We start from the raw sequence: 24,791 nt of genomic DNA on the forward strand, positions 1-24,791 counted from the left end.
AGCGGGATGGACGACGCCGACCTCGCAGCCATCTGGCTGACCCTCAAGCTGGCCACTGTCGTCACGCTGCTGCTGCTGGCGATCGGCACTCCGGTCGCCTGGTGGTTGGCGCGCACGCGCTCGCGCCTGAAACACGCCGTGGCGGCGGTGGTCGCCTTGCCGCTGGTGCTGCCGCCGACCGTGATCGGCTTTTATTTGTTGCTGGCGCTGGGGCCGAACGGGTGGGTCGGCCGGCTGACGTCTGCGCTCGGCCTGGGCCTGCTGCCTTTTACGTTCGCCGGGCTGGTGCTGGCCTCGGTGCTGTATTCGATGCCCTTCGTGGTGCAGCCGCTGCAGAATGCTTTCGACGCCATCGGCGAGCGCCCGCTGGAAGTCGCGGCGACGCTGCGCGCCAGCCCCTGGGACACCTTCTGGACGGTGGCGGTGCCGCTGGCCCGGCCCGGCTTCCTGTCGGCGGCCGTGCTCGGCTTTGCGCATACGGTCGGCGAATTCGGTGTCGTGCTGATGATCGGCGGGAATATTCCAGACAAGACGCGGGTGGTGTCGGTGCAGATCTATGACCACGTCGAGGCGCTCGAGTATGCGCAGGCGCACTGGCTGTCCGGCGCCATGCTGGTGTTCAGTTTCCTGGTGCTGCTGGCGCTGTACACGGTGAACCCGCAGGCAGTGAAGGGGCGGCGCTGATGGACGACATCCAGGTACGCCTGCACATCGACCGCGGCGGATTCCGGCTCGACGTCGACTTGACTCTGCCCGGACGCGGCATCACGGCGCTGTTCGGACCGTCAGGGTCCGGCAAGACCACCTGCCTGCGCGCGATCGCCGGGCTGGAGCACGTGAACGATGGCTACGTGGCCGTCGGCGGCGCCGTGTGGCAGGACGAAGCGCGCCGCATCTTCGTGCCGACCCATCGCAGGTCGCTGGGTTACGTATTCCAGGAAGCCAGCCTGTTTGCGCACCTGAGCGTGCGCGCCAACCTCGAATTCGGCATGAAACGGGTGCCGCGCAGCGAACGCCGCTTCGAACCCGACGAGGTGGCGCGTTTGCTCGGCATCCGGGAATTGCTGGAACGCCGGCCGGACCGGCTGTCGGGCGGCGAGCGCCAGCGGGTGGCGATCGCGCGCGCCCTGCTCGCCTCGCCGCGCCTGCTGCTGATGGACGAACCGCTGGCCGCGCTCGACCTGCGCCGCAAGCAGGAGATCCTGCCCTATCTGGAGCGCATGCACGACGCGCTGTCGATCCCGATCATCTACGTCAGCCACGCGCCGGACGAGGTGGCGCGCCTGGCCGACCACCTGGTACTGCTGGATGGCGGCCGCATGGTGGCCAGCGGCCCGCTGAGCGAGACGCTGGCGCGCGCCGATCTGCCGCCCAGTTTCGCCGACGATGCCGGCGTGGTGCTCGATACGGTGCTGGAGGGGCATGAAGCCGATGCGCTGTCGCGCCTGCGCTTCGACGGCGGCGTGCTGTACGTCGGCCAGCGCAGGGAAGCCATCGGCACCCACCTGCGCTGCCGCATCCACGCGCGCGACGTCAGCCTGGCGCTGCAGCGCCCCGGCGGGACCAGCATCGTCAACCTGCTGCCGGCGCGGGTAACGGCCTGCACCGCCACCGACACCCCGGGCCACGTGCTGGTGCAGCTGCGCATGGGCCCGGCGCCGCTGCTGGCGCGCATCACGGAACGCTCGCGCCGCGAACTCGATATCGTTCCCGGGCGCGAACTGTGGGTGCAGATCAAAGGCGTGGCGCTGCTGGGCTGAACCCGAATGTCAAGGTCAGCGCACGCGGCGGAGCGACGAGACGCGGTCGTTCATCCGGTCCAGGCCGGGATAGCGGCCGGGGCCGTAGACGGCGCAGAAACCGCGGAAGTCGCTGTCTTCGCACAGTTCCCAGCGGCCTTCGCGGATGATCATCGAGCTGGCACGGTCGTTGAAGCCGACGTCGTTCAGCGCGCGCATGTTGCCGGCCAGGGCCACTTCGGCGCCGCCGAAATTCGCGTCGGTGAACAGGATGACGTCGCCACCACCCCCGCGGCGGTCGTCACCGCGGCGATCGTCCCCACGCCAGTCGCCGCCACGGCGGTCGTCACGGTCACCGCGCCAGCCGCCGTCACGATAGCCGCCGTCGCGATAGCCATCGTTGCGATAGCCGCCATCGCGGTAATCGCCGCGGTCGCGACCCGGTCCGCCGCGCGTCACTTCCCGTACCGAGGAGATGCTGTCGTTGAAGCGCGGCAGGCCGCGGTATTCGCCGGGACCGAATTCGGCGCAGTAGCCGCCGAAGCCGGCGTGTTCGCACACCAGCCACACCCCGGATTGCACGATCATGCTCGACACGCGATCGTTCATGCCGACGCGGTTCAGGTCGGGCACGTCGCGCTGGACCGTCACGCGGGCGCCGCGGAAGTCGCTGTCGGCGAACAGGGTCAGCTCGCCGGCAAATGCGGCATGGGAGCACAGTGCCAGCACGGCGGCGGCAGCGAACAGGCGTTTCATGATTTCTCCATCGATCGTTGTATGTCGCGCCAGCAGGGGGGCGCCTGCGTGGTTAACGCGGCAGCCCTGCCATCGGCAGACATTTTCTTGTAACAAATTCCTACCTTAGCAGGCGGATTGGGCGGCAACGGTGCGCTTACACACCCACCCGCGCCGGTGGAATTTGTTCTTCCTCGAGGATGCCGACGATGTGCGCGCTCAAGGCGTCCAGCTCGCTCCGGCTCGACAGGTTGCGGATGCGCTGCTGCATGCTGCGGTGTTCCTCGACGAAGATCGACCAGTCGAGCGCCTGGCCGTCATAGCCCTGGTGCGGGCCGCACATGCTGGCGCAGCCGATCATGAAGCTGCGCTCTTCCGGCAGCGCGTATTCGATCAGCCAGCCCCAGTCCTCGGGTGCCGGGTAGCTGGTCGCGATGCCGCGCCGGCCCAGCGCCTGCGCCAGCCACAGGGCCAGCTCGAAGCCGTACACGCCGGGATTGCTCTGGCATGCGACCGGCAAGGTGGGGAGGAATTTCGCCGACGAGAATTCGATACGCCACATCATGGTGTCCTCACGCGATGGTCTCGAGCTGCGCATCCAGCGGACAGCCCGCGCCCGGCCGTTCGAGTTCGCACCGGCAGGCCGCTTTTTTCGTGGAAGCGCAGGGTATTCCGGCTCGAGCCGGTGGCGCACGCCAGTTCTCCGATCTGCATGATCCGGTGATGTGGGTTGGACTTGACCTTAAAGTGTACTCCACGCCCAGTGTGCGCCTCGGACGTTACGACGGCGTGACACGCTTGCTGTTTTCGGCCTGGATGGCATGGACACTGGCCGCCACCGGCGCCCCCTTATTGTGGCTGTTCGTGGTGCCGGAACTGGCCTGGGGCATGCTCCAGTGGCTGCCCCTCGCCCGCGCTCATGCCGATGGCAGCGGCAGCAGCACCGCGCGCGCCGCTTTCACAAGCGCCGCCCCCATGCGCTCCAGCCGCGGCGGCTGAATGCGCCAGGCATGCCAGAACAGGGGCACGTCGACATACAAATCCGGGGTCAGGTCGACCAGCTGGCCGGCTTCCAGCATCGTCGCGCACTGCTCGAGCGGCAGCAGGCCGTAGCCGAGGCCGAGGCGGATCGATTGCACGTACGGATCGCTGGCCGGCACATAATGAAAAGGATACGCGCCCTCGGGCAGCCCGAAATGCTGGAGCAGGAAGGCGCTCTGCAGCGTGTCCTTGCGGTCGAACACCATCACCGGCGCGCGCCGGGCGGCATCGCGCCGGATGCCGTCCGGGAACCAGCGCACCGCAAAGCCAGGCGCCGCCACCATCCGGTAGCGCATCGTGCCCAGCGGCGTGACCGTGCAGCCGCGCATCGGCGCCGCCTCGCCCGACACGCAGGCCAGCGCCAGCCCCTGCTCCAGCAAAGCGAAGGTGTGGCCCTGGTTGTCGAGCACGAATTCGACCAGTAAACCTTCGGCAATCAGCAGCGGCGCCAGCGCCGGCAGCAGCCAGGTCGCCAGCGTGTCGTTGTTGACCGCCAGCGTGATCCGCACCGGACCCGTCTCGTCGGCCTGCTCGGCCAGGAATTCCGCTTCCAGCAGCGCGCGCCGGCGCAGGAATTGCAGCAGGCGCATGCCCGGCGCCGTCGGACGGCAGGGCCGCGAACGCACCAGCAGCGGCGTGCCGAGGTCCTGCTCGAGGGCCGTGATCCGCTGCGACACCGCCGACGGCGTGATCTTGAGTTGGCTGGCCGCCGCTTCCAGGCTGCCGCCGTCGATGGCGGCCATAAAGGCCTCACTGCGGCGCGGATCGAGGTTCATGGATTAGCCCGGCTTAATCGACATTAGATTTCATTAATATAATTGATGAGATCACCTCTCTGCAGCGATCATGGCGGCTTTTTGACCGGGGAAGTGACGATGTTTTCGCAACAGGTATTCCTGCAGGGGCTGGGCATGGGTGCCAGCCTGATCATGCCGATCGGCGCCCAGAACGCGCACGTGATCCGCACCGGCGTGCGCGGCCGCCACCTGCTGCTGACGGTGGCCACCTGCGTGCTGATCGACATTACCTTGATTGGGTTCGGCATGTCGGGCTTCGGCGCGCTGGTCGAAGCCTCTCCGCTGTTGCTGGCGATCTGCCGCTGGGGCGGCGCCCTGTTCCTGGTGTGGTACGGCTGCCGCTGCCTGAAAAGCGCCTGGCAGACGCACACGGCGCCGGTCCAGCAGGATGGCGCCCGGGCCGGCAGCGCGCGCCAGGCGTTCACGCTGGTGCTGGCGATGTCGCTGCTGAATCCGCACGTCTACCTGGATACGGTGGTGCTGCTGGGGGCGGTCGGCAGCAGCCTGGCGGCGGGCCACCGCACCTCGTTCGCGGCCGGCGCCATGCTGGCCTCGCTGCTGTGGTTTTCCGGCCTGGGATTATTGGCGCGGCGCTGCGCCTTCGTGCTGGAGCGACCAAGCGTCTGGCGCGCCGTCGAAGTGTTCACGGGCGCGACGATGCTGGTGCTGGCCGCGCTGTTGCTGCGACCGTAATAAAGCTCAGGCCGCCTTGGCCTCGAACGCCAGCGGATTCGCCGGCACGTTGTTCGCCAGCGCTTTACCCCCCTCCACCGTCATCTGCTGCGGCAGCGGCACGCCGTTTTTGACCGCCGTCAGCTCGGCCAGGATCGACACCGCGATCTCGTATGGCGTCTTGCTGCCGATATAGATGCCGATCGGGCCGTGCAGCTTGGCGATCTGCTCGTCCGTCAGGTCGAATTCGCGCAGGCGCTCGCGGCGCCGCGCATTGTTGACGCGCGAACCGATCGCGCCGACGTAGAAGGCACCGGTCTTGAGCGCTTCCATCAGGCCCATGTCGTCCAGCTTCGGGTCGTGGGTGAGCGCGATCACGGCGCTGCGGTTATCCAGTTTCATCGCCAGCACGACGTCGTCCGGCATCTCGTGCACGACCTCCACGCCCGGCAGGCTCCAGCTGCCGCGGTACTCTTCGCGCGGGTCGCAGATCGTGACCTGGTATTCGAGACCGACCGCGATCTGGGCCAGGAATTGCGACAGCTGGCCGGCGCCGATGATCAGCATGCGCAGGCGCGGCCCGTGCAGGGTCACGAGGCGCTGCTTGTCCTTGTCCATGTGCAGCTGCTGGTCGGCCGCGCCCTCGTCCAGCTCGACCGCGCCGGTGGCGAGATCGAGCGTGCGCCGGGTCAATACGCGGCGCTGGGCCAGCGCCAGCAACTGGTCGATGCGGCTGTGCGCGCCGAGCGGCTCGACCACCAGCTGGATGGTGCCGCCGCAAGGCAGGCCGAAGCGGTGCGCCTCGTCGGCGCTGATGCCGTAGGTGAGCACTTCGGGGCTGGTGCGCACGATGCCGTGTTCGCGCACCGCGGCGATCAGGTCGTCTTCGATGCAGCCGCCGGACACCGAACCGACCACCAGGCCGTCCGAACGGATCGCCATGGTCGCGCCTTCCGGACGCGGGCTCGAGCCCCAGGTGCGCACCACCGTCACGTATTCGCAGCGGTAGCCGGCGCGCAGCCACTGGTCGCAGGCGTGCAGCACTTCGAGGTCGATACTGTCCATAGGGCTATCCTTCAAGCGTTATTCGTCAACCAGTCCAATCCTAACGCAAACGGCGATAAGCCAGCGCCACGCCCGGCCATACGGTGTAAAACCGGGTCAACCTGCTCGGCATTGGCGCGTTGCTGGCATACTATGTGGCCGCTATCGATATGGCCGCAATTCGCCTGCCTCTGGAGTCAGCCTTGAAAAAATTCGCATCCGTCGTGCTAGGCGTGGCCCTGCTCGGCGCCACCGCCGCCCAAGCCGCCATCCCCGTGTACGGCTTCGTGGTCAAGAACACCTATCCGCACGACCCCGCCGCCTTTACCCAGGGCCTGTTCTTCCGCGACGGCCAGCTGTACGAAAGCACCGGCCAGAAGGGCCAGTCGACACTCCGCAAGGTCGACCTCAAGACCGGCAAGGTGCAGCAGAAGAAGGCGCTGGCGGACGAATACTTCGGCGAGGGTTCCACCGCGGTGGGCGACAGCATCGTCACCCTGACGTGGCAGTCGAACGTCGGCTTCGTCTACGACGCCAAGACCTTTGCGCTGAAAAGCCGCTTCAATTACAAGGGCGAAGGCTGGGGCCTGGCCAGCGATGCCAGACACGTCTACATGAGCGACGGCAGCAACGAGATCCGCGTGCTGGACCCGAAGACCCTGGAAGAGCAGCGCCGCATCCCGGTGACCGCCGAGGGCAAGCCGGTCGGGCAGCTGAACGAGCTGGAAGTGGTCGACGGCGAGATCTACGCCAACGTCTGGGGCTACGACGTGATCGCGCGCATCGACCCGGACAGCGGCAAGGTGGTCGGCTGGATCAACCTGGCCGGCCTGCTGCCGCCGGAACAGCGCGGTACCAGTTCGGTGGATGCGGTGCTGAACGGGATTGCCTGGGATGGCCGGCAGAAGAAGTTATATGTGACCGGCAAGCTGTGGCCGAAGCTGTTCGAGATCGAGCTGGTGAAAATCCAGAAGTAAGGGACGTTCGGGCGCTGGAACGTCGTCCCTGCGAAGGCAGGGACCCAAGTTTTCAGAACAGTCTGCTGTACATGCTGACGGTACGCGACGAACTTGGACCCCTGCCTGGGCAGGGGCGACGGATCTGGCGCCAACGGTCAGTCTGGGTGTACCGCGTTCACTCCCCCACCGCAATCACCACCTTCCCGAAGTGCGCCCCCGACTCCATGTAGCGGTACGCGGCCTGCGCCTCCTCGAACGGGAACACCCGGTCCACCACCGGCTGCAGCCCGGCCCCATCGGCAAAGCGCATCACCTTCTCCAGCATGGTGCGGCTGCCGACGTAGATGCCGACCAGGCGCCGGGCGCTGGCCAGCAGCGAGGCCGGATTGACTTCGCCGCCGAAGCCGCTGACGCCGCCGATGACGGCGATGCTGCCGCCCATCGCGGCGGACGCGATCGAGCGGTTGACGGTGCCCTGGCCGCCGACTTCGAGCACCACGTGGGCGCCGGTGCCGCCGGTCACGCGCAGCACCTCTTCCTGCCATTCAGGATGGGTGCGGTAGTTGATGGTGTGGGCGGCGCCCAGTTCCCTGGCGCGCGCCAGCTTGTCGTCGCTGGACGAGGTGATGATGGCTTGCAGGCCCGCCGCCTTGGCCAGCTGCAGGCCGAGCACGGACACGCCGCCGGTGCCGAGCAGCAGCACGGTGTCGCCGGGACGGATGTTGTTGCTGGATTCGAAGATGGCGTTCCAGGCCGTGACGCCCGCGCACGGCATGGTGGACGCGTCGATGAAGCTCATCCCGGCCGGGATCCTGGCCAGCGCATCTTCGTGCAGGATCACTTCTTCGGCCAGCATGCCGTCGATGTCGCCGCCGAGCGCGTGGCGCACTTTATCCGGGGCGGCGGGGCCGTCGTGCCAGTAAGGGAAGAACGAAGCGGCGACGCGGTCGCCGACCTGTATCCGGCTCACGCCCGGCCCCACGGCCAGCACTTCACCGGCGCCGTCGGAACAGGGAATGATGGACTCGTCGACATTGACCAGGTAATTGCCGCTCGCGACCATCAGGTCGCGGTAGTTCAGCGACACCGCGCGCACGCGGACGCGCACTTCGCCGGTGCCCAGTTCGCGGTCGGGATAGTCGACGCTCTGCAGTCCGTCGATGCCCGCGCCGGGTAAGATCTGATAAGCCCGCATTGTTTTCTCCGTGTAGATGGGTAGATGAACGCACGCCTTCGCCAGGCGTAAAAAAACCCGTTCTTCCGGCTGGAAGAACGGGTTCCGTAAAGACCGTCAGAAGCGGCCCGGCACCGTACCGTTATAGGTCCGCTTGGCCATGAATTTTTTCCACAGAAAACCGGCAACTGCCATGAAAATCATCTTGCGCATCGTATCCTCCGAATGGTGAGCCTGGCGGCCGTCCTGGCCGCAACAGTGTCAACCTTACCGTGGATCGCGCCCGGCATGGCGCAGCTTACCGCTGGTTAATATTCGCGCGCTCATCGGCTCACTTCATTGGCTCACTTCGCCGCCTTTTGCGCCGGAATGAAATCCTCCAGCACCGCCTGCTTCATCAGCTCGGGCGGCAGGATGCCCTGGGCGATGATGAAATCATTGAACGCTTTCAAGTTGAAACGTTCGCCCAGTTCGATCTCGGCGAGCGTCTTCAGGGCGCGCAGCTTCACGTAGCCATAATAGTAGGCGGTGGCCTGGCCCGGGCTGCGGTAGGAATAGCGGTCGACCTCGGACTGGGCGAAGGGTTCGGACAGCACCACTTCCTTCATCAGGAAGGCCTTGGCCTGCTCGGGCGTCATGCGGCCGGTGTTGATCATCGGGTCGAGCATCGCGCGCGCCATGCGCAGCAGGCGGATCTGCAGCGCGGCCAGCTGGCCTTCGGGCGGCATGTAGGGCAGCACCAGCGCTTCCGAATACAGGCCCCAGCCTTCGACGTTGGCGCTGTTGAAGGCGAAGCGGGCGCGCGCCACCGACATGCCCTGCTCCACCATCGATGCGAACTGCAGCTCGTGGCCCGGGCGCGCCTCGTGCGCGGTCACGCCCCACGACACCGCGGCGTAGTCGAAGTCGTCCATCCTCTCCTTAGACTTCGCGTTCGGGTTGGCCAGCGGGATCACGAACTCGCCGTATTCTCCGGTGTTGCCGATCATGCGCGGCGGGTTCATGAAGGGCGCCGGGGTGCGCGCCGCCTCGGCCGGGCTGGCGGTGCGGATGTTGGCCTCGCGCGCCGGCAGCGTCACCAGGTTGTGGGCGCGGATGATGCCCTCGATATCCTTCAAACGCTCGCGGTAGTACGGCAGCAGCTGGTCGGCGGGGATCGAGGTCTTTTTCAGTTCGCGCATCACGTCGCGGTAATCGGGCGACAGCAGTTTCCTTTGCGCGGCGATGGTGCCCGCCACCACCTGCATCTGGTCGCGCACTTCCTGGAAGTCGAAGCTGGCGCGCTCGATCATCTGGCCCGGGGTGATGTCGACGCCGACATTCACCAGGCGGTTGACGTAGACCGGTTCCGGCAGGCGCACTTCCTTGCGCGCGCGCGGCAGGATGCGGCTCCGTACCCACTCGTCGTAGGCTTTCACTTGCGCCTTCAGCGCCGCGAAGTCGGCTTCCCAGCCGCTGAGGCCATCCTTTTTCAGCAGTTCTTCGATGCCGTTCATGTAGGTGGCGTTGTTGTTCAGCCCTTCCTCGACTTCGCCCACATAGGGACCGATCAAGCCCTTGTTGGCCAGGCGTTCCTCGGTACGGGCGCGCACCAGCGTGGCCATCGGCGTATAGCCGCTTTCCGTGCCCGCATAGCGCTTCAGGCGCACCAGCGCCAGCTTCTGGCGGGCCGGCTTGTTGCGGGTGTCGAGCAGGGCACGCAGGCCGCCGTACACCAGTTCGCCCACGTTCACGTAGTTCAGCAGGTACTGGCGTTCCAGCTTCATGCTGGCGATAAGTTTTTCGCGTGAGTCGATCAGGATGTCGAGGTCTTGCCGCACCTTGACGTCTTTTTCAGCCGCGCGCTCGCGGCGCAGCGCCTGCAGGCGCTTTTCGGTGTCGGCCAGCTGGCGTTCGTAGTCGCGCGGCTTGAAGTCAGCCACCCCGGTGTCGAAGCTCTCGTCGCCCAGCTCGGTCGATTCCTCGGGCTGGTACTTGCCGGTGTCCTTCAGCACGGGTTGGGTGTAGGCGTCGCTGCGTGCGACCCATTCCGGGGTGGCGGCGAAGACGCCGCCGGAAGCCAGCAGGACGGCGATACCGAAGCTGAGACGAGACATGGATTTCCTTTCGAATCTGATTGAATTGTTCACACCGGCTTGGCCACCATGAACCAGAAGATGAACACGAAGGCGATGAAGGCCGGGATCCCGAGCGCCACCCAGGTTTTGAACAAGGTCCAGTACTGCGGCGGCAGGGCCGTATTATCGCGCGCCGCCGCGGCTGCCAGGTCGCGCAGGCGGATCTGGATCCACACCACCGGCAGCCAGCAGGCGCCGGCCAGCACGTACAGGATCACCGACCACATGATCCAGTGGCTGGTGAGCGGATAGCCGGCCAGGTGCGCCATGTAGAAGCCGGTGGCCGGCTGGATGACGGCGGTGGTGGCGGTGAACAGCCAGTCGGCGATCACCACGTACTTGCTGACGACGGCGATCGCGCGCACGTCCTTGCTCACGTTGGCGAACAACATGTACCAGGCCGACCCGAGTCCGGTGCCGAACAGGAGCGTCGACGACAGGATGTGCAGCCACTTGATGCCAAGGTATTCCATTACTTTTCCTTTCCGTCCAACTCATACAATAGCCAGATGGCCGCCAGCATCGGCAGGTTCTTGGTCAGCGGTCCGTAGGGATGCACCAGGAACTCCGGCAGCTTGAACGCGATCACGACCGTATAAAAGCCGATCAGCGCCAGCTGCGCCAGCCACAGCCAGCGGCGCCGCTTCAGCAACAGGATGCCGAGGCCAAACAGCAGGTCCAGCGCCGATGCGCCGTACAGCATCAGCGGCCGCAGGGATTCGGGGATGCCGGTCCGTGCCAGCAGCGCGAGGCTGTCCTCGACCGGATACACGAAGCCCGACACGATCGCGGTGAAGATCCAGACCACGACGATAGCCCAGCGCAGCGGCGGCAGCAGCCAGTCGAGTTTGGCGCGGGCGCGCTCGGCGCGCGGCTCCACGATGAACGAGGCGATGCTGCGTGCCGGACGCCCCAGCAGGCGCAGCGTCGGCCCCGGGTCGGCCGTGTTGCCGCGGTCGAGCATGCGCAGCGCGTCCGGATCGAGCAGGCCGCCCGGCAGCCAGCGCCCGCAGCGGGCCAGCAGGCGCCCGCTGCCGGCGGACAGCTTCAGCACGCGCAGGCGGCCCATGCCCATCGCCGTGCGCAGGCTCGCCAGGTAGTCGGTGAAAGGCAGCGCCTGCGGCCCGGCCAGCGCCAGCCGGCGTGCGGTGCGCAAGGGGACGATGCCGGGCAACAGCGGCTGGTCGATGTGCAGGCGCTGGCGCAGCAGGCAGACGATCGCCGCCACCACGTCGTCGACGTGGATCGGCTGCACCAGTTGCGGCGCATCGCCGAAACGCAGCGCGAACGGCATCGAGGCCAGCGCCTTGAACACGCGCGCGCTGGTGCCGTCGGCGCCGTACACCAGCGACGGCTGGACGATGCAGGCGCGGATCGGCAGCGAGGCGAGGTAGTCGTCGGCCGCCTTTTTCGACAGGTGGTAGGGGGTGTCGGCGCCGTCGTCGGCGCCCAGCGCCGACAGCTGCAGCACCATGTGCACGTCGTCCGATTCGGCGCAGGCGGCGAACAGCGCGCGCGGTGCCCGGGTATGCAGGTTCTCGAAGGTCTGGGCGCCGCTTTCGCGGAAGATGCCGACCGTGTTGACCACCGCGTCGATCCCGGTCAGGCGTGCCAGCCAGGTGGATTTATCGATGTCTTTGCTGAAATCGGCATGGATGTAGCTCAGGCGCGGATCGCTGCTCGGCTTGACGGCGCGCACGGCGCACACGACCTGGTGGCCTTCCGCCAGCAGCGCGTGCAGCAGGTGTTGCCCGATGAATCCGCTTGCGCCCGTCAACAAAATCCGCATGCATGCTCCTGTTCAAACACCGGTCAAGGATCCTCGTGTCATTGGCGGTGGCGTACGCAGGCCTGGGCCCGGCACTGGGCGGTGCCAAGCCACAGTTGACTAAATTGTAATGCAGATGGGGAATATGTGTTGAATCCGCAGGGTGGAAAGGGGCGGATGGAAGAAATAAAAGAAATAAAGGGTGGACGGTAAGCTGTCCACCCTTTATCGGCATCCCGTTAAGCTAGGCGCGTCATCGCACCCAATAACGATCAGAAGGTATAGTTGGCGCGCGCGTAGATGTAACGCCCGCTGTTGCCGAACGGCGTGTAGTTCGAGAACGGCGCGTTGTTGGTGGTGTTCACGCGGAACGGCAGCGTTTCCGAATACTGGTCGAACACGTTGTCTGCGCCCACCGCCAGGCTCAGCTGCTTGGTGAGCGCGATGCGGCCTTCCAGGTCGACGATGGTGTGCGGATCGAGCGGGAAGTCGTTGGCGGCCGTGGTCCCGGGCGACAGCACCTTGCCGTAGCGGGTGGCGCGCGCGGTCACGCCCCATTGCGCCAGCTTCCAGTTGGCGCTGGCGACGATCTTGTTCTTCGGCTGGCCTTGCTCCAGCACCAGCACGTTGATGCGGTCGAACAGCACCGGCGCCGGGTTCAGCGCCGCCAGTTGGGCGGTGGTCGGCACTTTGGTGACCTTGGTGCGGTTGACGTTGCCGGCCAGCGTGAAGTCGAAGCGGCCCACGGCGCCGGCATTCCACGGCAGGTTGGCGACCACGTCGACGCCCTCGCTGCGGGTGCTGACGCCGTTGATGAAGAAGCGGCCGCCGCCGACGCCGGCGAAGCCCTGCGACACGATGTAGTTGCGCACCGCGGTCGAGGTCAGGTTTTCGGACAGCACGATGCGGTCGCGCACGTTGATGCGGTAGGCGTCCACCGTGATGCTGACCGGATCGAAGCGCAGCACCGCGCCGAGCGAGTAGTTGGTCGACTTCTCGGCCTTCAGCGGCTTGGCGCCGAGCGCGACCGCCACCGGATCCGACGGTTTGAAGGTCGTGATCTCGTACGGGACGCCGTCGATGAAGTTGGTCGAAGTCGAGGTGAAGTTCTGCTGCTGCAGCGAGGGTGCGCGGAAGCCGTTCTGCACCGCGCCGCGCAGCGCGAAGGTCTTGGCGAAGTCGTAGCGGGCCGACAGCTTGCCGGACAGGTTGCTGCCGAAGTCGTTGTAGCGCTCGCCGCGCACTGCGGCCGATGCCAGCAGTTTATCGGTGAGATTCGCCTCCAGGTCGGCGAACACGCCGAGCGCGGTGCGCGAACTGTCGGAGGCGTTCTGCGGACGGAAGCCCGGGAACACCTGGGCACCCGACGGGGCGGCGGCGCCGTTGACCCGCACGCCGCCATTGTTCCAAGAGGTCGGCTCGCCGGCATGCAATTCGTAGCCTTCGCGGCGCGCCTCGAGGCCGAGCGCCAGGTTCAGCGGCGAGGCCAGGCCGCCGACGTCGAACTTGCGCACGCCGGTCAGGTTGTAGACCAGCTGCTTGTAGGTAAAGCCGCCGGCGTCGAAACTGGTCTTGCTGGCCGCGCCGTAGGACGCGTTCAGGGTGTTCTCGACGTCGTAGTTCATCCGGTTCTGGCCGTACACCAGCGAGGTGTCGAGGTCCCAGTCGCCGACCGTCCAGCTGATGCCGGCGGCGGCGCTGAAGTCTTCGACGGTCGGTGCGATGATCGGCAGGAAGCCGTCCGGATAGATGGCCTGCACGTTGCGCACGTCCTGCGCCGGGCGGAAGTAGCCGGCCGAGCGGGCGTCGCGCAGCTGGTAGCTGCTCCAGCCGTAGACCTTGACGTCGCCCGACAGGTTGTTGCCGGCATTGACGAACAGGGTCTTCTGCTTCATCTCCGGCTCGCCGTACCAGGCGTTGTAGCGGTTGACGGTCTGCTCGCGCGGGTCGTAGGCGCCCTTCACGCCGTTCACCAGTGCATACTGCTGGCGCAGGTCGTAGCCGCTGCGCTCGGTGTGTTCCTGGCTTTTCACTTCGCCGGCGATGGTGATGTAGCCGGTCTCGCCCCACGGCAGGCCTTTCCAGGCGCTCAGGGTGCGGCTCTGGCCGTCGGTGCGCGAGCGCGAGGTCGGACCGGGACCCCAGGTGGCATCCGTCGGCGCGCCACCGTTGAGCATGCTGTAATCGGTCTTGCGCTCGCCGAAGGTGAAGGTGCCTTCGCCGCCGCTGCGGTCGGTGCGCAGGCGGACGTTGATCACGCCGGAAATCGCATCCGAGCCGTACTGGGCGGCCGCGCCGTCGCGCAGCACTTCGATGCTGCGCACGATGGCGGACGGGATCGTGTTGAGGTCGACCGCGGATGCGCCGCGCCCGATGCTGCCGTTCAGGTTGACCAGCGAGGCCGCATGGCGGCGCTTGGAATTGACCAGCACCAGGCTCTGGTCGGGAGACATGCCGCGCAGCGTGGCCGGGCGCACGGTGTCGGTGCCGTCGGTGATCGCCGGGCGCGGGAAGTTCAGCGCCGGCAGCGCCACCGCCAGCGACTGGTTCAGGTCGGTGGACCCGGTATTCTTGAGGGTGTCGGCCGAGATGACGTCGACCGGCGAGGCGGTGTCGAGCGCGCTGCGGTTGGCGACCCGGGTGCCGGTCACGACCACGGTGGCGGCGCTACCTGCGCCCGCCGTGTCCTGGGCCTGAGCCTGGGCCGAGCCCGCGGCGCACAGGGTGGCAATCGCCAGGGCGAGTGCGGTCTTTTCCGGTACAAATCGTTGTTGCATCGTTGCTTCCTTATTCTTGTCTGCGAATGAAATGAAGCCGTGCGGTCATGCCTGATGGGAACGTGACACGGAGGTCAGGGCTTTACTGGTGGCAAGCCCTATATTGATACTGGGCTGTGGGTATGATCGTTGTCAAACAAATCAGCTTGCTTGTTTGTAATGGCGCAACACATGATCATGCATGGTGCATGACGTGCGTGGGCAGCGAGCGTGCCCGGTGGGCCGCGCACCGGGATGGGGCAGCGCTCAGGACAGCTGGCGCAACTGGCCGACCGCGTAACCCTGGGCGTAATCGATGCCGAGTGCGCGCACCGCTGCCAGGGTTTCCGTGTCTTCGACGTATTCGGCCACGGTACGGATGCCCATCACGTGGCCGACCTCGTTGATGGCTTTGACCAGCGCCCGGTTGATGTCGTTGCCGGCGATGCCGCGGATGAACAGGCCGTCGATCTTGAGGTAGTCGACCGGCAGGGTGCGCAGGTAGGCGAACGAAGACAGCCCGCTGCCGAAATCGTCGAGCGAGAAATGGCAGCCCAGCGCGCGCAGCGAAGCGATGAATTCCTGGGCCTTGGGCAGGTTGGCGATGACGGCGGTCTCCGTGATCTCGAAGCACAGCTGGCCGGGATCGATGCCGTGGGCCGCGATTTCGGACTGGATGTGGGCCAGCATGCCGTCGTCGCCGAGCGAGCTGCCTGACAGGTTGACCGAATACATGGGGGCGTACAGCTGGGCCTTGCGGCTGCCGTCGGCGCGGCGCCGTTCGGCCTGGATATGGCGGCAGACGTGGGTGACCACCCAGCGGTCGAGCGGCACGATCAGGTCGTAGCGTTCGGCGGCGGGAATGAAGGCGCCGGGCAGGATCAGGCCGTCGCCGCTCGCGCCCGGATCGAGGCGGCCGGCGCCGGCGATGCGCAGCAGGACTTCCTGGTGCCCGGCGGCGTGGCCGTTGGCGGCGCCGTTGACGCTGCCGTTGAGTGCCACGATCGGCTGCGAGAACAGGCGGAACTGGTTCTTTTCCAGCGCCTCGGTCAGGCGCGACACCCAGTGCAGCTCGCCCTGGCGGCGCGCCAGCATGGCGTCGCTCTCGCGGTACACGTGCACGCGGTTGCGGCCCTGCTCCTTGGCCATGTAGCAGGCCTGGTCGGCGGCGATCAGGAGTTCCGTCATCGATTTACTGTGCTCGCTGATCTCGACCATGCCGATCGAGACCCCGATCTCGAACACGCGTTCGCCCCAGACGAAGCGGAAATCCTTGACCGCCTGGCGCAGTTCGTCGGCCAGCGCCAGCGCGCGCGGCAACGGGCAGAACGACAGGATCACGCCCATCTCGTCGCCGCCCAGCCGCGCCAGCACGTCGCTCTCGCGCATGCGGCGCTGCAGCAGCTGGGACAAGGTCTGCAGCAGCAGGTCGCCGGCGCCGTGGCCGCAGGTATCGTTGACGATTTTAAAGCGGTCGAGGTCCATGTACAGCAGCGCGTGATGGTGGCCGTGGTCCTTGGCGCTGCGCAGCGCATCGGCCACCGCCACCTCGAAGGCGCGCCGGTTGATCAGACCGGTCAGCGGATCGTGCGATGCCTGCCAGCTGAGCTGGTGCGCCAGCTTGCGTTCGTGGGTGACGTCGTGCAGCACCACCACCGCGCCCAGCACCGTGCCGTCGCGGCCCCAGATCGGTGCCGAGGAATCCTCGATGGCCATGCGCCGGCCGTCGCGCGCCAGCAGCTGGGCATGCGAGCTCACGCCGACGGCATGCCGTTCGCGCAGGCAGCGGTGTACCGGGTTTTCCATCTCGCTGCCGTCGGCCTCGTCCAGCAGCCGCACCACGTGGGCGACGTCGATGCCGGCGGCCTGCTCGCCGTTCCAGCTGGTGAGTTCCTCGGCGACCCGGTTCATGAAGCGCACGCGCCCGCGCGCATCGGTGGCGATCACGCCGTCGCCGATCGAGCCGAGCGTCACTTCGGCCAGCTCCTTCTGTTCGGCCAGCTCGGCTTCCTGCTGCTTGCGTGGCGAATCATCCCAGATCAGGCCGAGCGTGCGCACGGGAATCCCATCCTCGTAGACGGCCATGCCGCGGCAGCCGATCCAGCGCACCATGCCGTCCGGCATCAGCACGCGGTATTCGCAATGGTAGGGAGCGCCCTGGTCGACGCGCAGCTGCATGTACTGAACCAGGTGTGCGCGTTCGTCCGGATGGACCCGCGCCAGGAAGTCGAGATAGTGTTGCTGCTGCTCGACCGGGGCCAGGCCGATCAGCGCGGCACCGTCGGGCGACCACGAGACGATGCCGTCGGTGACCTTGCTGTCGACGACCGTGGCATCCCAGGTCGACATCCGCGCCGCACCGAGAGCCAGGTGCAGGCGCAAGCGGGTTTCCTGCATGACGCAGCCTCCTCCTTTTGCCTTGGAGTCGGCGCGCCCGGAAAGGTTCTTTTCAGTACAAGGTCAGTGCTTGCCGCGCAGGCGCTGCACCAATGTCACCACCAGCAGTACCACGGCGCCGACGACGACGCCGGCCACGGCATCGATCACGGTCGGGGTGACCGCCGCCAGCAGGCCGCCGACCGCCGGCACGCCGGACACCGCGTGGGCCGCGCTCTCGGCCAGGTGGTGCAGTGGTTCCACTGCGTGGCCGATGATGCCGCCGCCGACCATGAACATGGCCACCGTGCCGATCACCGACAGCGCTTTCATGAGGCGCGGCGCCGCCGCCAGCAGCAGGTTGCCGAGGCCGCGCGCGAGGGCGCCGCTCTTCTTGCTCAGCCACAGGCCGACGTCGTCCATCTTGACGATCGCCGCTACCAGGCCGTACACGCCGACCGTCATCGCGATGGCAACTGCGACCAGCGCCGCGACCTGGGCGCCGAAGCTGGCGCCGCCTTCGTTGACGACGCCGAGCGCGATCACGATGATTTCCGCCGACAAAATAAAGTCGGTGCGCACCGCGCCCTTGATCTTGTCCTGCTCGACCGTACGCATGTCGGCGCCGGCGGCCAGCGCCGTGACCAGTTCTTCCTCATGCGCGGCATCCTCGGATGCGCTGTGCATGTATTTGTGGGCCAGCTTCTCGAAACCCTCGAAGCATAGATAGGCGCCGCCCAGCATCAGCAGCGGCGTGATCGCCTGCGGCAGGAAGGCCGAGATCGCCAGCGCGGCCGGTACCAGGATCGCCTTGTTGCGCAGCGAACCGAGCGCCACCGACCACACCACCGGCAGTTCGCGGTCGGCATTCACGCCGGTGACCTGCTGGGCATTCAGGGCCAGGTCGTCGCCCAGCACACCGGCGGTTTTCTTGGCCGCCACTTTGCTCATCAGGGCGACGTCGTCGAGCACGCTGGCGATATCGTCGATCAACGCTAGTAAACTTCCTGCAGCCATTGGCCTACCTCCAAATGTCAATATGGCCACATCTTAACCGACATGCATCGCCCCCTTGCACACGCTTCGGGCGTCATGCGTGCACGCGCCTGAGACGCTTTATTTGCGTTTCATCCCCGCAAATCTGCAACTCGTCGCTTTCCACGCCGCCATGGGGAGCGAATACGTATAGTTGGACCATCGGCTGCGGTGCAGCAGCCTTTACCGACCAAAGGAGATGCAATGAACAGCAATGTCGACCTGCCGACCGCACCCCGCCGCCGCACCCGTCCGCCGAAGCGCAAGACCCGCATCACCATCTACCTGGATGACGAGGTGCTGGACGAGTTCCGCTCACGCGCCGAGCGCACCGGGACCGGCTACCAGACGCTGATCAATGCTGCCCTGCGCGGGCGCCTCGAGGGGGCCCCGGCCGCCGCTTGAATGGCCGGCACGGCAGAAACCGCGTCAGTAAAGGGCTTACGGCCGACCCGTAGCCCTGTAGAACATTACATATAGCAATTAATTATGCTAATCTTCCGGCTCTTTTACCCCCGGAGGATTTATGAAGAAAGGCGAACTGATCGCTGAATTTGCGAAGCGTACCGAGATGTCGGGTGCCGCTGCCAACGACGCAGTGAACACCGTCATCGAGATCATCACCGAGCGCCTGAAAAAAGGCGACACGGTCGGGATCACCGGCTTCGGCACCTTCTCGGTCACCAAGCGCGCTGCCCGCCAGGGCCGCAACCCGGCCACCGGCGAAGCGATGAAGATCGCTGCGTCGAAGACCCCGCGCTTCGCAGCCGGCGCCACCCTGAAGGCCGCCGTCAACCCGAAGAAAAAGAAGTAATTGCCGTACCAGAGAGGCCGCAACGCACCGATGACCGGGCGTTGCGCCTCTTTTTCCTTCCTCATTCCCAGATTCCTTTCCCAGCATGAGCTTCGCCACCTGGATCGCTTTCGTCATCGCCGGCACCCTGATCGCCATTTCTCCCGGTTCGGGCGCGGTGCTGTCGATGTCGCACGGCCTCGCCTACGGCGTCCGTAAAGCCAGTGCCACCGTGCTGGGACTGCAGCTCGGCCTGATCCTGGTGCTGGTCATCGCCGGTGCCGGCGTCGGCTCGCTGCTGCTGGCGTCCGAAGTGGCGTTCACCGTGGTCAAGACCATCGGCGCCCTGTACCTGATCTGGCTCGGCATCGGCCAGTGGCGCGCCAAGGCGCACGCCACCAACGTGTCGACCGCCGGCATGGCGGCCCACCCGAGCTTCGGCCGGCGCGTGCTGACCGGCTTCCTGACCAACGCCACCAACCCGAAAGGGATCATCTTCATGGTCGCGGTGCTGCCGAGTTTCATTTCGCCGACGGCGCCGGTGCTGCCGCAGCTGGCGATCCTGGCCGTGACCATGGTCACCATCGACGCCACCGTGATGCACGGCTACGCCTTCCTGGCCTCGTCGATGCAGCGTTTTTTCCGCGACGAGCGCGCGGTCAAGGCCCAGAACCGTTTCTTTGGCGGCGTGCTGATCATGGTCGGCGCCCTGCTGTTCTTCGTCAAGCGCCACGCCGCCTGAGGCGTCTTTCGCGTGCCGGATCGTGCGGCCGATTGTGCGGTTGCGACGGTTTTCGCAACCGTTTGTAACGCACGTTGTCCTTTCGAACGCTCGTGCGTTGTAATCAGGTAGACGCGCTGCGTCCATACAAACAGCAAGCCCGAGCCTGGAGAGACCATGCGCAACCGAGTCCTACCTTCCCTGACCCTGCTGGCCCTGGCCGGCCTGACTTCGCTGGCGCTGGCCGCCGACCCGGACGATGTCCCGGCCCAGGTCGGCCGGGTGGCGCTGACCCAGGGCCAGGTCAGCATCGCCGACGACGTCGGCGCCGAAATGATGGCGGCGCAGGTCAACTGGCCGGTTACCTCGGGCAACATGATCAGTACCGCGCCGGGCGCCCGCACCGAGCTGCGCATCGGCTCGACCTCGATCCGCCTGGACGGCGATTCCTCGCTCGAGATCCTGCAGCTGGACGACGCCACCCTGCGCCTGCGCCTGCACTACGGCAGCGCCAACATCCGCGTGCGCAACCCGGATCTGCTGCCCGGCTTCGAACTGGCGACGGCGCAGGCGCGCGTCCAGCTGCAGCAGCCCGGCAGCCTGCGCATCGACGCCGAGCGCGTGCGCGACACCAGCAGCGTGAACGTGTTCGACGGCGTGGCGCTGGTCGAGGGCGGCGGCTCGCAGCTGACGGTGCGCGCCGGCAAGGGCGCCGATTTCAGCGACGACGACGTACGCACCCTCGCCGCCCAGCGCGACGCCTTCGACGACTGGGCGGCCGGGCGCGACCGCATCGAAGAAACCTCGGTCTCGGCGCGCTACGTCGGCACCGAAATGACCGGCTACGAAGACCTCGACCGCTACGGCAGCTGGAGCACCGACGCCGAATACGGCCCGATCTGGCTGCCCACCGTCGCCACCACCTGGGTGCCCTACCGCGACGGCAGCTGGACCTGGCTCGATCCATGGGGCTGGACTTGGGTCGACAACGCGCCCTGGGGCTATGCGCCCTTCCACTACGGCCGCTGGATCCAGGTGCGCAACCGCTGGGCCTGGGCACCGGGCCGCCGCGAAGGCCGTCCGGTATGGGCGCCGGCGCTGGTCGGCTGGGTCGGCGGCGCCGGCTGGGATATCACCTTCCGCGACCGCACCCGCGCGCCGGGCTACGGCTGGTACCCGCTGTCGTGGCACGACCGCTACGTGCCGGGTTACCGCACCTCGGACAACCACCTGCGCTGGCTCAACGGGCACGTGCGCAACGATCCGCGCGCTGGCCATGAGCGCGACCGCGGCCGCGATTTTCGGCCGCAGGGCTTGACGGTGGTGCCGCAGGACCGCTTCCGCCAGCCGGGCCGGATCAATGTCTCGCGCGCGCCGATCGCCACCGCGCCGCCGGTGCTGAACACCAACATGGGCGCTGGCGTGCCGCTGGCCAGCGCGCCGCCGGCGCCGCCGAACCGTCCGCAGCGCGGCGAGCGGCCGGGCTGGGAGCGCCGTGATGGCGACCGTGGGAGCGAGCGCCGCTTCGGTGACCGCGGCGACCGTGGTGAGCGTTTCGAGGGGCGCCGTGGCGATGAGCGTGCCGACGCCAACCGCATCGATACCGGCCGCGTCGAGCGCGACGGCTTCGTGCGCCAGGGCAGCGGACTGGGGGCGCTGATGTCGCAGACGCAGCGGCAGACGCAGTCGGCCCAGGGCCTGTCGGTCGTCAGCCCGCCGCCACGCCAGTCGCCGCAGGCGGGCACCATCGTCAGCCCGCCGCCGCGCCAGCCGGCGCCGGCGCCGATCACGACCGTGCCGCCGCAGGGCGTGATGCAGCCGGGCCAGATCGAGGGCCGTGTTGATCAACGCAGCGATCCCCGTGCCGAGTGGCGCAGCCAGGGCTGGCAGCGTTCGGACCGGCGCGAGCAGATGGAAGAACTGCGCCGCAACCGGCCGGCGCAGAGCGCACCGGTCCAGGCGATACCCGCGCCGGCGCAACCGGTGCTGGAAGCACGCACCGAGCCGCGTTTCGAGCAGCGCCCCGAGCGCGGCCACCGCGGCGACGGCGAGCGTCCGCAGCGCTTCACACCGCCGCCGGCAGCGCCCGCCCCCGCCCCGGCCGCCGTGGCGCCGGCGCCGCGTGCGGCCATGCCGGCACCGCCGCCGGTGGCGGCCGCGCGCCCTGCTCCGCCACCTGCAGCGGTCCAGCGCGCCGATGCCGGCCAGCGTGCGCATGGCGAGGCGCGCGGGCGGGACCAGCGCGAGCGCTGAGCCATCCAGTTCACTGGGCCTTCGCGGCACCTGCGAAGATCATCAAAGCCTTGCCGTGGAAACGCGACAAGGCTTTTTTGTTTGCGCTAGGAAATATATTTGCTCCAAATCTGCCAGTTATTCAGCATATGTATTATAAATAAGTTGTTATTTTAGAAATTATATACCAAAAATTACATGCAAACAGAACAAGCGAAACAAAAGAAAAAACCTGAAAATACAGTAAAAAAGAAATAACCAAAGGAATCGAAACGCCTCGACCAGCCTTCCCGGCGCCCTGCCAACGCCGTGTCCCGAGTTTGGCTACAATGCACTTTTAAATGGAGCGGCCATGGACCCCAAAGAATCCCTCATCGAATACCCCAGCGATTTCCCGATCAAGGTGATGGGCGCCACGCATGACGCCTTTGCCGACACCATCCACGAAGTGATCCTCGTCCACGATCCGGAGTTCCACAAAGGCAAGATGGAAGTCCGCCCGTCGGGCAAGGGCAACTACACGAGCCTGACCGTGACCGTGCGCGCCACCAGCCGCGAGCAGCTGGATGCCCTGTATACCGCCCTGTCCGGCCACCCGATGGTCAAGATCGTGCTGTAACAGCGCAACGTCTCATCTGCCCGGCCAAGCAAAGGCGGGCACAGGAAATGCGGCTGGCTTATAATGACGGGGCAGCCCATTTCCCTTCTAAATTCCATGCAAGCGAATCGTCCCGCCGCTCCGGTCGTTGGCAGCCCCTTCATTGGTGGCCCGATCATCCGCGAGCTTGGCCGTGCCGACTACGAGAGCGTCTTCGCCGACATGCGCGCGTTTACCGATGCGCGCACGCCGGAGACGCGCGACGAGTTGTGGATCGTCGAGCACCCGCCGGTGTTCACCCTCGGCCTCGGTGCCGACCGCGGCCACCTGCTGAGCGGACCCGGCGTCCCGGCGCACGATGTGCCCGTGGTGCAGACCGACCGCGGCGGCGAAGTGACCTACCACGGACCGGGCCAGGTCGTGATCTACCTGTTGATGGACCTGCGCCGCAACAAGCCCGGCGGCAAGCTGTATGCGCGCCAGTTCGTGAACAAGATCGAGCAGGCGGTCATCGATGTGCTGGCGGCGTATAATCTGGCGGGTGAACGCGTCGAAGGCGCGCCCGGCATCTACATCGCCGAAGGTCCACGCCGTGGGGCCAAGATCGCCGCGCTGGGCCTGAAAGTGCGCGGCAACGGCTGCACCTACCACGGCGTCTCGCTGAACGTGGCGATGGACCTGTCTCCTTTTACATGGATTAACCCGTGCGGCTATTCCGGACTGGCTACCGTGGACATGCGCACCATGGGCGTGGAAGCGCCGCTGGCCGATGTCCAGCAGGCCCTGGCGCATGCCCTGGTGCGGCACCTGGCAACCACCGAGGCGGTCTCCACGCCGGCACCTGAAGCTGCAACGATCAACTCCAACTGACACCCTTTGGGGCAAGAGCAAATGACTTCCGAAATCGATACCGGCATCGCTGCAGCAGTGGCAGCACCCGTAGCCGCACCCGTCACCGAACCCGCCGCCTACAACGCCAGCGACAAGCAGAAGGGCGCCAGCAAGACCTCGCGCATCCCGATCAAGATCGTCCCGCTCGAGCAGCACGAGCGCCTGAAAAAGCCGGACTGGATCCGCGTGAAAGCCGCCACGGCGTCGTCGCGCTTCTACGAGATCAAGGACATCCTGCGCGCGAACAACCTGGTCACTGTTTGCGAGGAAGCCAGCTGCCCGAACATCGGCGAATGCTTCGGCAAGGGCACCGCGACCTTCATGATCATGGGCGACAAGTGCACCCGCCGCTGCCCGTTCTGCGACGTCGGCCACGGCCGTCCGGACCCGCTCGACGTCAACGAGCCGGGCAACCTGGCCAAGACCATCGCCGACCTGCGCTTGTCGTATGTCGTGATCACTTCGGTCGACCGCGACGACCTGCGTGACGGCGGCGCCGGCCACTTCGTCGAGTGCATCAGCAAGACGCGCGCGCTGTCGCCGAACACCAAGATCGAAGTGCTGGTGCCGGACTTCCGCGGCCGTCTGGAGAAGGCGCTGAACATCTTCGCCGACGGCTTGCCTGACGTGATGAACCACAACCTGGAAACCGTGCCGCGCCTGTACAAGGAAGCGCGTCCGGGCGCCGATTACCAGCACTCGCTGACCCTGCTGAAAGACTTCAAGGCCAAGTACCCGAACGCCGTCACCAAGTCGGGCCTGATGGTCGGCCTGGGCGAGACCGACGAGGAAATCCTGGAAGTCATGCGCGACATGCGCGCCCACGACATCGACATGCTGACCATCGGCCAGTACCTGGCACCGTCGAACTCGCACCTGCCGGTGCGCCGCTACGTGCACCCGGACGTCTTCAAGATGTTCGAAGAAAAGGCCTACGAGATGGGCTTCGTGCACGCGGCCGTCGGCGCGATGGTGCGTTCGTCGTACCACGCCGACCAGCAGGCGCACGAAGCCGGCGTCGCGGCTTAAGAGCTTAAGCCTCGGCCTCAGCCGGCATCCCCGCCGGTATCCTCATCCTTCGGCACCGAGGTATTCTCCGCCACCGGCAACTCCTGCCGGCGGCGGTGCCGGGTCATCGCATCCAGCACGATCGGCGCCAGGCCGGCGCCTTCCTCGCGGTCCATGTGCTCGTACAGCCGTACCCGCATGCGCGGCGCCCAGTAGCGCTCGATGTGGGTGGCGATGCCTACCTGCGCTTCTTCGCGGTCCGGGAAGGAAGCGAAGAAGCCGCCGATCTGGTTGGCCATCGTGACCAGGTGGTCGATATTCATCCTTGTGTTCTC

At 66.5% G+C, this 24,791-nt stretch carries 23 protein-coding genes; 11 read left to right on the forward strand and 12 right to left on the reverse strand.

Translation table 11 applies throughout. The annotated features are described in order from the left end of the window. The first annotated feature begins 6 nt into the window (after positions 1-6). Together modB and modC are read left to right on the forward strand one after the other, a co-directional pair. The gene (gene modB / locus FBX97_RS21825) at positions 7-684 is read left to right on the forward strand and encodes a molybdate ABC transporter permease subunit (RefSeq protein ID WP_141836534.1); all 678 of its coding nucleotides are present in this window, start codon (positions 7-9) and stop codon (positions 682-684) included. Beyond that, positions 684-1,760, forward strand: a complete 1,077-nt coding sequence (modC, locus tag FBX97_RS21830) for a molybdenum ABC transporter ATP-binding protein (RefSeq protein WP_141836536.1) — start codon at positions 684-686, stop codon at positions 1,758-1,760. Before modB ends, modC begins: the two co-directional genes overlap by 1 nt. Positions 1,761-1,775: 15 nt before the next feature. On the opposite strand, the gene FBX97_RS21835 is transcribed toward modC, so the two are convergent. The 3 genes from FBX97_RS21835 to FBX97_RS21850 form a co-directional block, all read right to left on the reverse strand. Further along, on the reverse strand, positions 1,776-2,495 hold the full coding sequence (locus tag FBX97_RS21835) for a beta/gamma crystallin-related protein (protein ID WP_141836538.1): 720 nt from the start codon (positions 2,493-2,495) through the stop codon (positions 1,776-1,778). Between the two features lie 136 nt (positions 2,496-2,631). Beyond that, complete coding sequence (locus tag FBX97_RS21840) at positions 2,632-3,039, reverse strand: hypothetical protein (RefSeq protein WP_141836540.1); 408 nt, start codon at positions 3,037-3,039, stop codon at positions 2,632-2,634. A 352-nt stretch (positions 3,040-3,391) separates the two neighbouring features. Next, the gene (locus FBX97_RS21850; RefSeq protein WP_141836544.1) at positions 3,392-4,291 is read right to left on the reverse strand and encodes a LysR family transcriptional regulator ArgP; all 900 of its coding nucleotides are present in this window, start codon (positions 4,289-4,291) and stop codon (positions 3,392-3,394) included. 99 nt (positions 4,292-4,390) lie between these two features. Here FBX97_RS21850 and FBX97_RS21855 point away from each other — a divergent pair, with 99 nt between their 5' ends. Further along, a complete protein-coding gene (locus tag FBX97_RS21855) occupies positions 4,391-5,005 on the forward strand; it encodes a LysE/ArgO family amino acid transporter (protein WP_185748686.1) in 615 nt (204 codons plus the stop codon). Between the two features lie 6 nt (positions 5,006-5,011). Here FBX97_RS21855 and FBX97_RS21860 read toward each other — a convergent pair whose 3' ends face one another. Continuing rightward, on the reverse strand, positions 5,012-6,049 hold the full coding sequence (locus FBX97_RS21860) for an XdhC family protein (protein ID WP_141836546.1): 1,038 nt from the start codon (positions 6,047-6,049) through the stop codon (positions 5,012-5,014). Between the two features lie 182 nt (positions 6,050-6,231). Here FBX97_RS21860 and FBX97_RS21865 point away from each other — a divergent pair, with 182 nt between their 5' ends. Beyond that, positions 6,232-7,005 carry a glutaminyl-peptide cyclotransferase gene (locus tag FBX97_RS21865; RefSeq protein ID WP_141836547.1) on the forward strand — a complete coding sequence of 258 codons (774 nt, stop codon included), beginning with the start codon at positions 6,232-6,234 and terminating at the stop codon, positions 7,003-7,005. Between the two features lie 157 nt (positions 7,006-7,162). Here FBX97_RS21865 and FBX97_RS21870 read toward each other — a convergent pair whose 3' ends face one another. The 7 genes from FBX97_RS21870 to FBX97_RS21900 all read right to left on the reverse strand — a co-directional run bounded on the left by FBX97_RS21870 (position 7,163) and on the right by FBX97_RS21900 (position 18,195). Next, positions 7,163-8,182 carry an NAD(P)-dependent alcohol dehydrogenase gene (locus FBX97_RS21870; protein ID WP_141836548.1) on the reverse strand — a complete coding sequence of 340 codons (1,020 nt, stop codon included), beginning with the start codon at positions 8,180-8,182 and terminating at the stop codon, positions 7,163-7,165. Positions 8,183-8,505: 323 nt separating this feature from the next. Further along, positions 8,506-10,257 carry a DUF885 domain-containing protein gene (locus FBX97_RS21875; protein WP_141836549.1) on the reverse strand — a complete coding sequence of 584 codons (1,752 nt, stop codon included), beginning with the start codon at positions 10,255-10,257 and terminating at the stop codon, positions 8,506-8,508. A gap of 29 nt (positions 10,258-10,286) precedes the next feature. Further along, a complete protein-coding gene (locus FBX97_RS21880; protein ID WP_141836551.1) occupies positions 10,287-10,751 on the reverse strand; it encodes a DUF2269 domain-containing protein in 465 nt (154 codons plus the stop codon). Beyond that, positions 10,751-12,067, reverse strand: coding sequence for an SDR family oxidoreductase (locus FBX97_RS21885; RefSeq protein WP_141836553.1), 1,317 nt, complete (start codon positions 12,065-12,067; stop codon positions 10,751-10,753). The genes FBX97_RS21880 and FBX97_RS21885 overlap by 1 nt, the downstream gene beginning before the upstream one ends. Positions 12,068-12,318: 251 nt before the next feature. Further along, positions 12,319-14,823 (reverse strand): TonB-dependent siderophore receptor, encoded by a 2,505-nt coding sequence (locus FBX97_RS21890; protein ID WP_141836555.1) that lies wholly within the window; start codon positions 14,821-14,823, stop codon positions 12,319-12,321. A gap of 246 nt (positions 14,824-15,069) precedes the next feature. Further along, positions 15,070-17,199, reverse strand: a complete 2,130-nt coding sequence (locus tag FBX97_RS21895) for an EAL domain-containing protein (RefSeq protein WP_141836557.1) — start codon at positions 17,197-17,199, stop codon at positions 15,070-15,072. 63 nt (positions 17,200-17,262) lie between these two features. Further along, on the reverse strand, positions 17,263-18,195 hold the full coding sequence (locus FBX97_RS21900) for a DUF808 domain-containing protein (RefSeq protein ID WP_141836559.1): 933 nt from the start codon (positions 18,193-18,195) through the stop codon (positions 17,263-17,265). A 222-nt stretch (positions 18,196-18,417) separates the two neighbouring features. Between FBX97_RS21900 and FBX97_RS21905 the strand changes: the two genes are divergently transcribed. From FBX97_RS21905 to lipA, 7 genes are all read left to right on the forward strand, one after another. Next, positions 18,418-18,618: a BrnA antitoxin family protein gene (locus FBX97_RS21905; protein ID WP_141836561.1), complete on the forward strand. Its 201-nt coding sequence runs from the start codon at positions 18,418-18,420 to the stop codon at positions 18,616-18,618. A 121-nt stretch (positions 18,619-18,739) separates the two neighbouring features. Next, complete coding sequence (locus FBX97_RS21910) at positions 18,740-19,027, forward strand: HU family DNA-binding protein (protein WP_141836563.1); 288 nt, start codon at positions 18,740-18,742, stop codon at positions 19,025-19,027. 85 nt (positions 19,028-19,112) lie between these two features. Continuing rightward, entirely contained in the window at positions 19,113-19,748 is a 636-nt protein-coding gene (locus tag FBX97_RS21915) for a LysE family transporter (protein WP_141836565.1), read from the forward strand. Positions 19,749-19,904: 156 nt separating this feature from the next. Beyond that, positions 19,905-21,980, forward strand: a complete 2,076-nt coding sequence (locus tag FBX97_RS21920; protein ID WP_141836567.1) for a DUF6600 domain-containing protein — start codon at positions 19,905-19,907, stop codon at positions 21,978-21,980. Positions 21,981-22,311: 331 nt separating this feature from the next. Further along, positions 22,312-22,578 carry a DUF493 family protein gene (locus FBX97_RS21925; RefSeq protein ID WP_141836569.1) on the forward strand — a complete coding sequence of 89 codons (267 nt, stop codon included), beginning with the start codon at positions 22,312-22,314 and terminating at the stop codon, positions 22,576-22,578. Between the two features lie 96 nt (positions 22,579-22,674). Next, positions 22,675-23,427, forward strand: coding sequence for a lipoyl(octanoyl) transferase LipB (lipB, locus tag FBX97_RS21930; RefSeq protein ID WP_141836571.1), 753 nt, complete (start codon positions 22,675-22,677; stop codon positions 23,425-23,427). 21 nt (positions 23,428-23,448) lie between these two features. Then, on the forward strand, positions 23,449-24,477 hold the full coding sequence (lipA, locus tag FBX97_RS21935) for a lipoyl synthase (protein ID WP_141836573.1): 1,029 nt from the start codon (positions 23,449-23,451) through the stop codon (positions 24,475-24,477). 17 nt (positions 24,478-24,494) lie between these two features. Here lipA and FBX97_RS21940 read toward each other — a convergent pair whose 3' ends face one another. Beyond that, positions 24,495-24,779 carry a formate dehydrogenase subunit delta gene (locus FBX97_RS21940; protein WP_141836575.1) on the reverse strand — a complete coding sequence of 95 codons (285 nt, stop codon included), beginning with the start codon at positions 24,777-24,779 and terminating at the stop codon, positions 24,495-24,497. Positions 24,780-24,791 lie beyond the last annotated feature (12 nt).

Source organism: Herbaspirillum sp. SJZ107, from assembly GCF_006715485.1.
Taxonomy (GTDB): Bacteria; Pseudomonadota; Gammaproteobacteria; order Burkholderiales; family Burkholderiaceae_D; genus Telluria.

Coding starts and splice junctions, on each gene's coding strand:
- modB (WP_141836534.1), top strand. CDS start 7: ATGGACGACGCCGACCTCGCAGCCATCTGGCTGACCCTCAAGCTGGCC.
- modC (WP_141836536.1), top strand. CDS start 684: ATGGACGACATCCAGGTACGCCTGCACATCGACCGCGGCGGATTCCGG.
- FBX97_RS21835 (WP_141836538.1), bottom strand. CDS start 2,495: ATGAAACGCCTGTTCGCTGCCGCCGCCGTGCTGGCACTGTGCTCCCAT.
- FBX97_RS21840 (WP_141836540.1), bottom strand. CDS start 3,039: ATGATGTGGCGTATCGAATTCTCGTCGGCGAAATTCCTCCCCACCTTG.
- FBX97_RS21850 (WP_141836544.1), bottom strand. CDS start 4,291: ATGAACCTCGATCCGCGCCGCAGTGAGGCCTTTATGGCCGCCATCGAC.
- FBX97_RS21855 (WP_185748686.1), top strand. CDS start 4,391: ATGTTTTCGCAACAGGTATTCCTGCAGGGGCTGGGCATGGGTGCCAGC.
- FBX97_RS21860 (WP_141836546.1), bottom strand. CDS start 6,049: ATGGACAGTATCGACCTCGAAGTGCTGCACGCCTGCGACCAGTGGCTG.
- FBX97_RS21870 (WP_141836548.1), bottom strand. CDS start 8,182: ATGCGGGCTTATCAGATCTTACCCGGCGCGGGCATCGACGGACTGCAG.
- FBX97_RS21875 (WP_141836549.1), bottom strand. CDS start 10,257: ATGTCTCGTCTCAGCTTCGGTATCGCCGTCCTGCTGGCTTCCGGCGGC.
- FBX97_RS21880 (WP_141836551.1), bottom strand. CDS start 10,751: ATGGAATACCTTGGCATCAAGTGGCTGCACATCCTGTCGTCGACGCTC.
- FBX97_RS21885 (WP_141836553.1), bottom strand. CDS start 12,067: ATGCGGATTTTGTTGACGGGCGCAAGCGGATTCATCGGGCAACACCTG.
- FBX97_RS21890 (WP_141836555.1), bottom strand. CDS start 14,823: ATGCAACAACGATTTGTACCGGAAAAGACCGCACTCGCCCTGGCGATT.
- FBX97_RS21895 (WP_141836557.1), bottom strand. CDS start 17,199: ATGCAGGAAACCCGCTTGCGCCTGCACCTGGCTCTCGGTGCGGCGCGG.
- FBX97_RS21900 (WP_141836559.1), bottom strand. CDS start 18,195: ATGGCTGCAGGAAGTTTACTAGCGTTGATCGACGATATCGCCAGCGTG.
- FBX97_RS21905 (WP_141836561.1), top strand. CDS start 18,418: ATGAACAGCAATGTCGACCTGCCGACCGCACCCCGCCGCCGCACCCGT.
- FBX97_RS21910 (WP_141836563.1), top strand. CDS start 18,740: ATGAAGAAAGGCGAACTGATCGCTGAATTTGCGAAGCGTACCGAGATG.
- FBX97_RS21915 (WP_141836565.1), top strand. CDS start 19,113: ATGAGCTTCGCCACCTGGATCGCTTTCGTCATCGCCGGCACCCTGATC.
- FBX97_RS21920 (WP_141836567.1), top strand. CDS start 19,905: ATGCGCAACCGAGTCCTACCTTCCCTGACCCTGCTGGCCCTGGCCGGC.
- FBX97_RS21925 (WP_141836569.1), top strand. CDS start 22,312: ATGGACCCCAAAGAATCCCTCATCGAATACCCCAGCGATTTCCCGATC.
- lipB (WP_141836571.1), top strand. CDS start 22,675: ATGCAAGCGAATCGTCCCGCCGCTCCGGTCGTTGGCAGCCCCTTCATT.
- lipA (WP_141836573.1), top strand. CDS start 23,449: ATGACTTCCGAAATCGATACCGGCATCGCTGCAGCAGTGGCAGCACCC.
- FBX97_RS21940 (WP_141836575.1), bottom strand. CDS start 24,779: ATGAATATCGACCACCTGGTCACGATGGCCAACCAGATCGGCGGCTTC.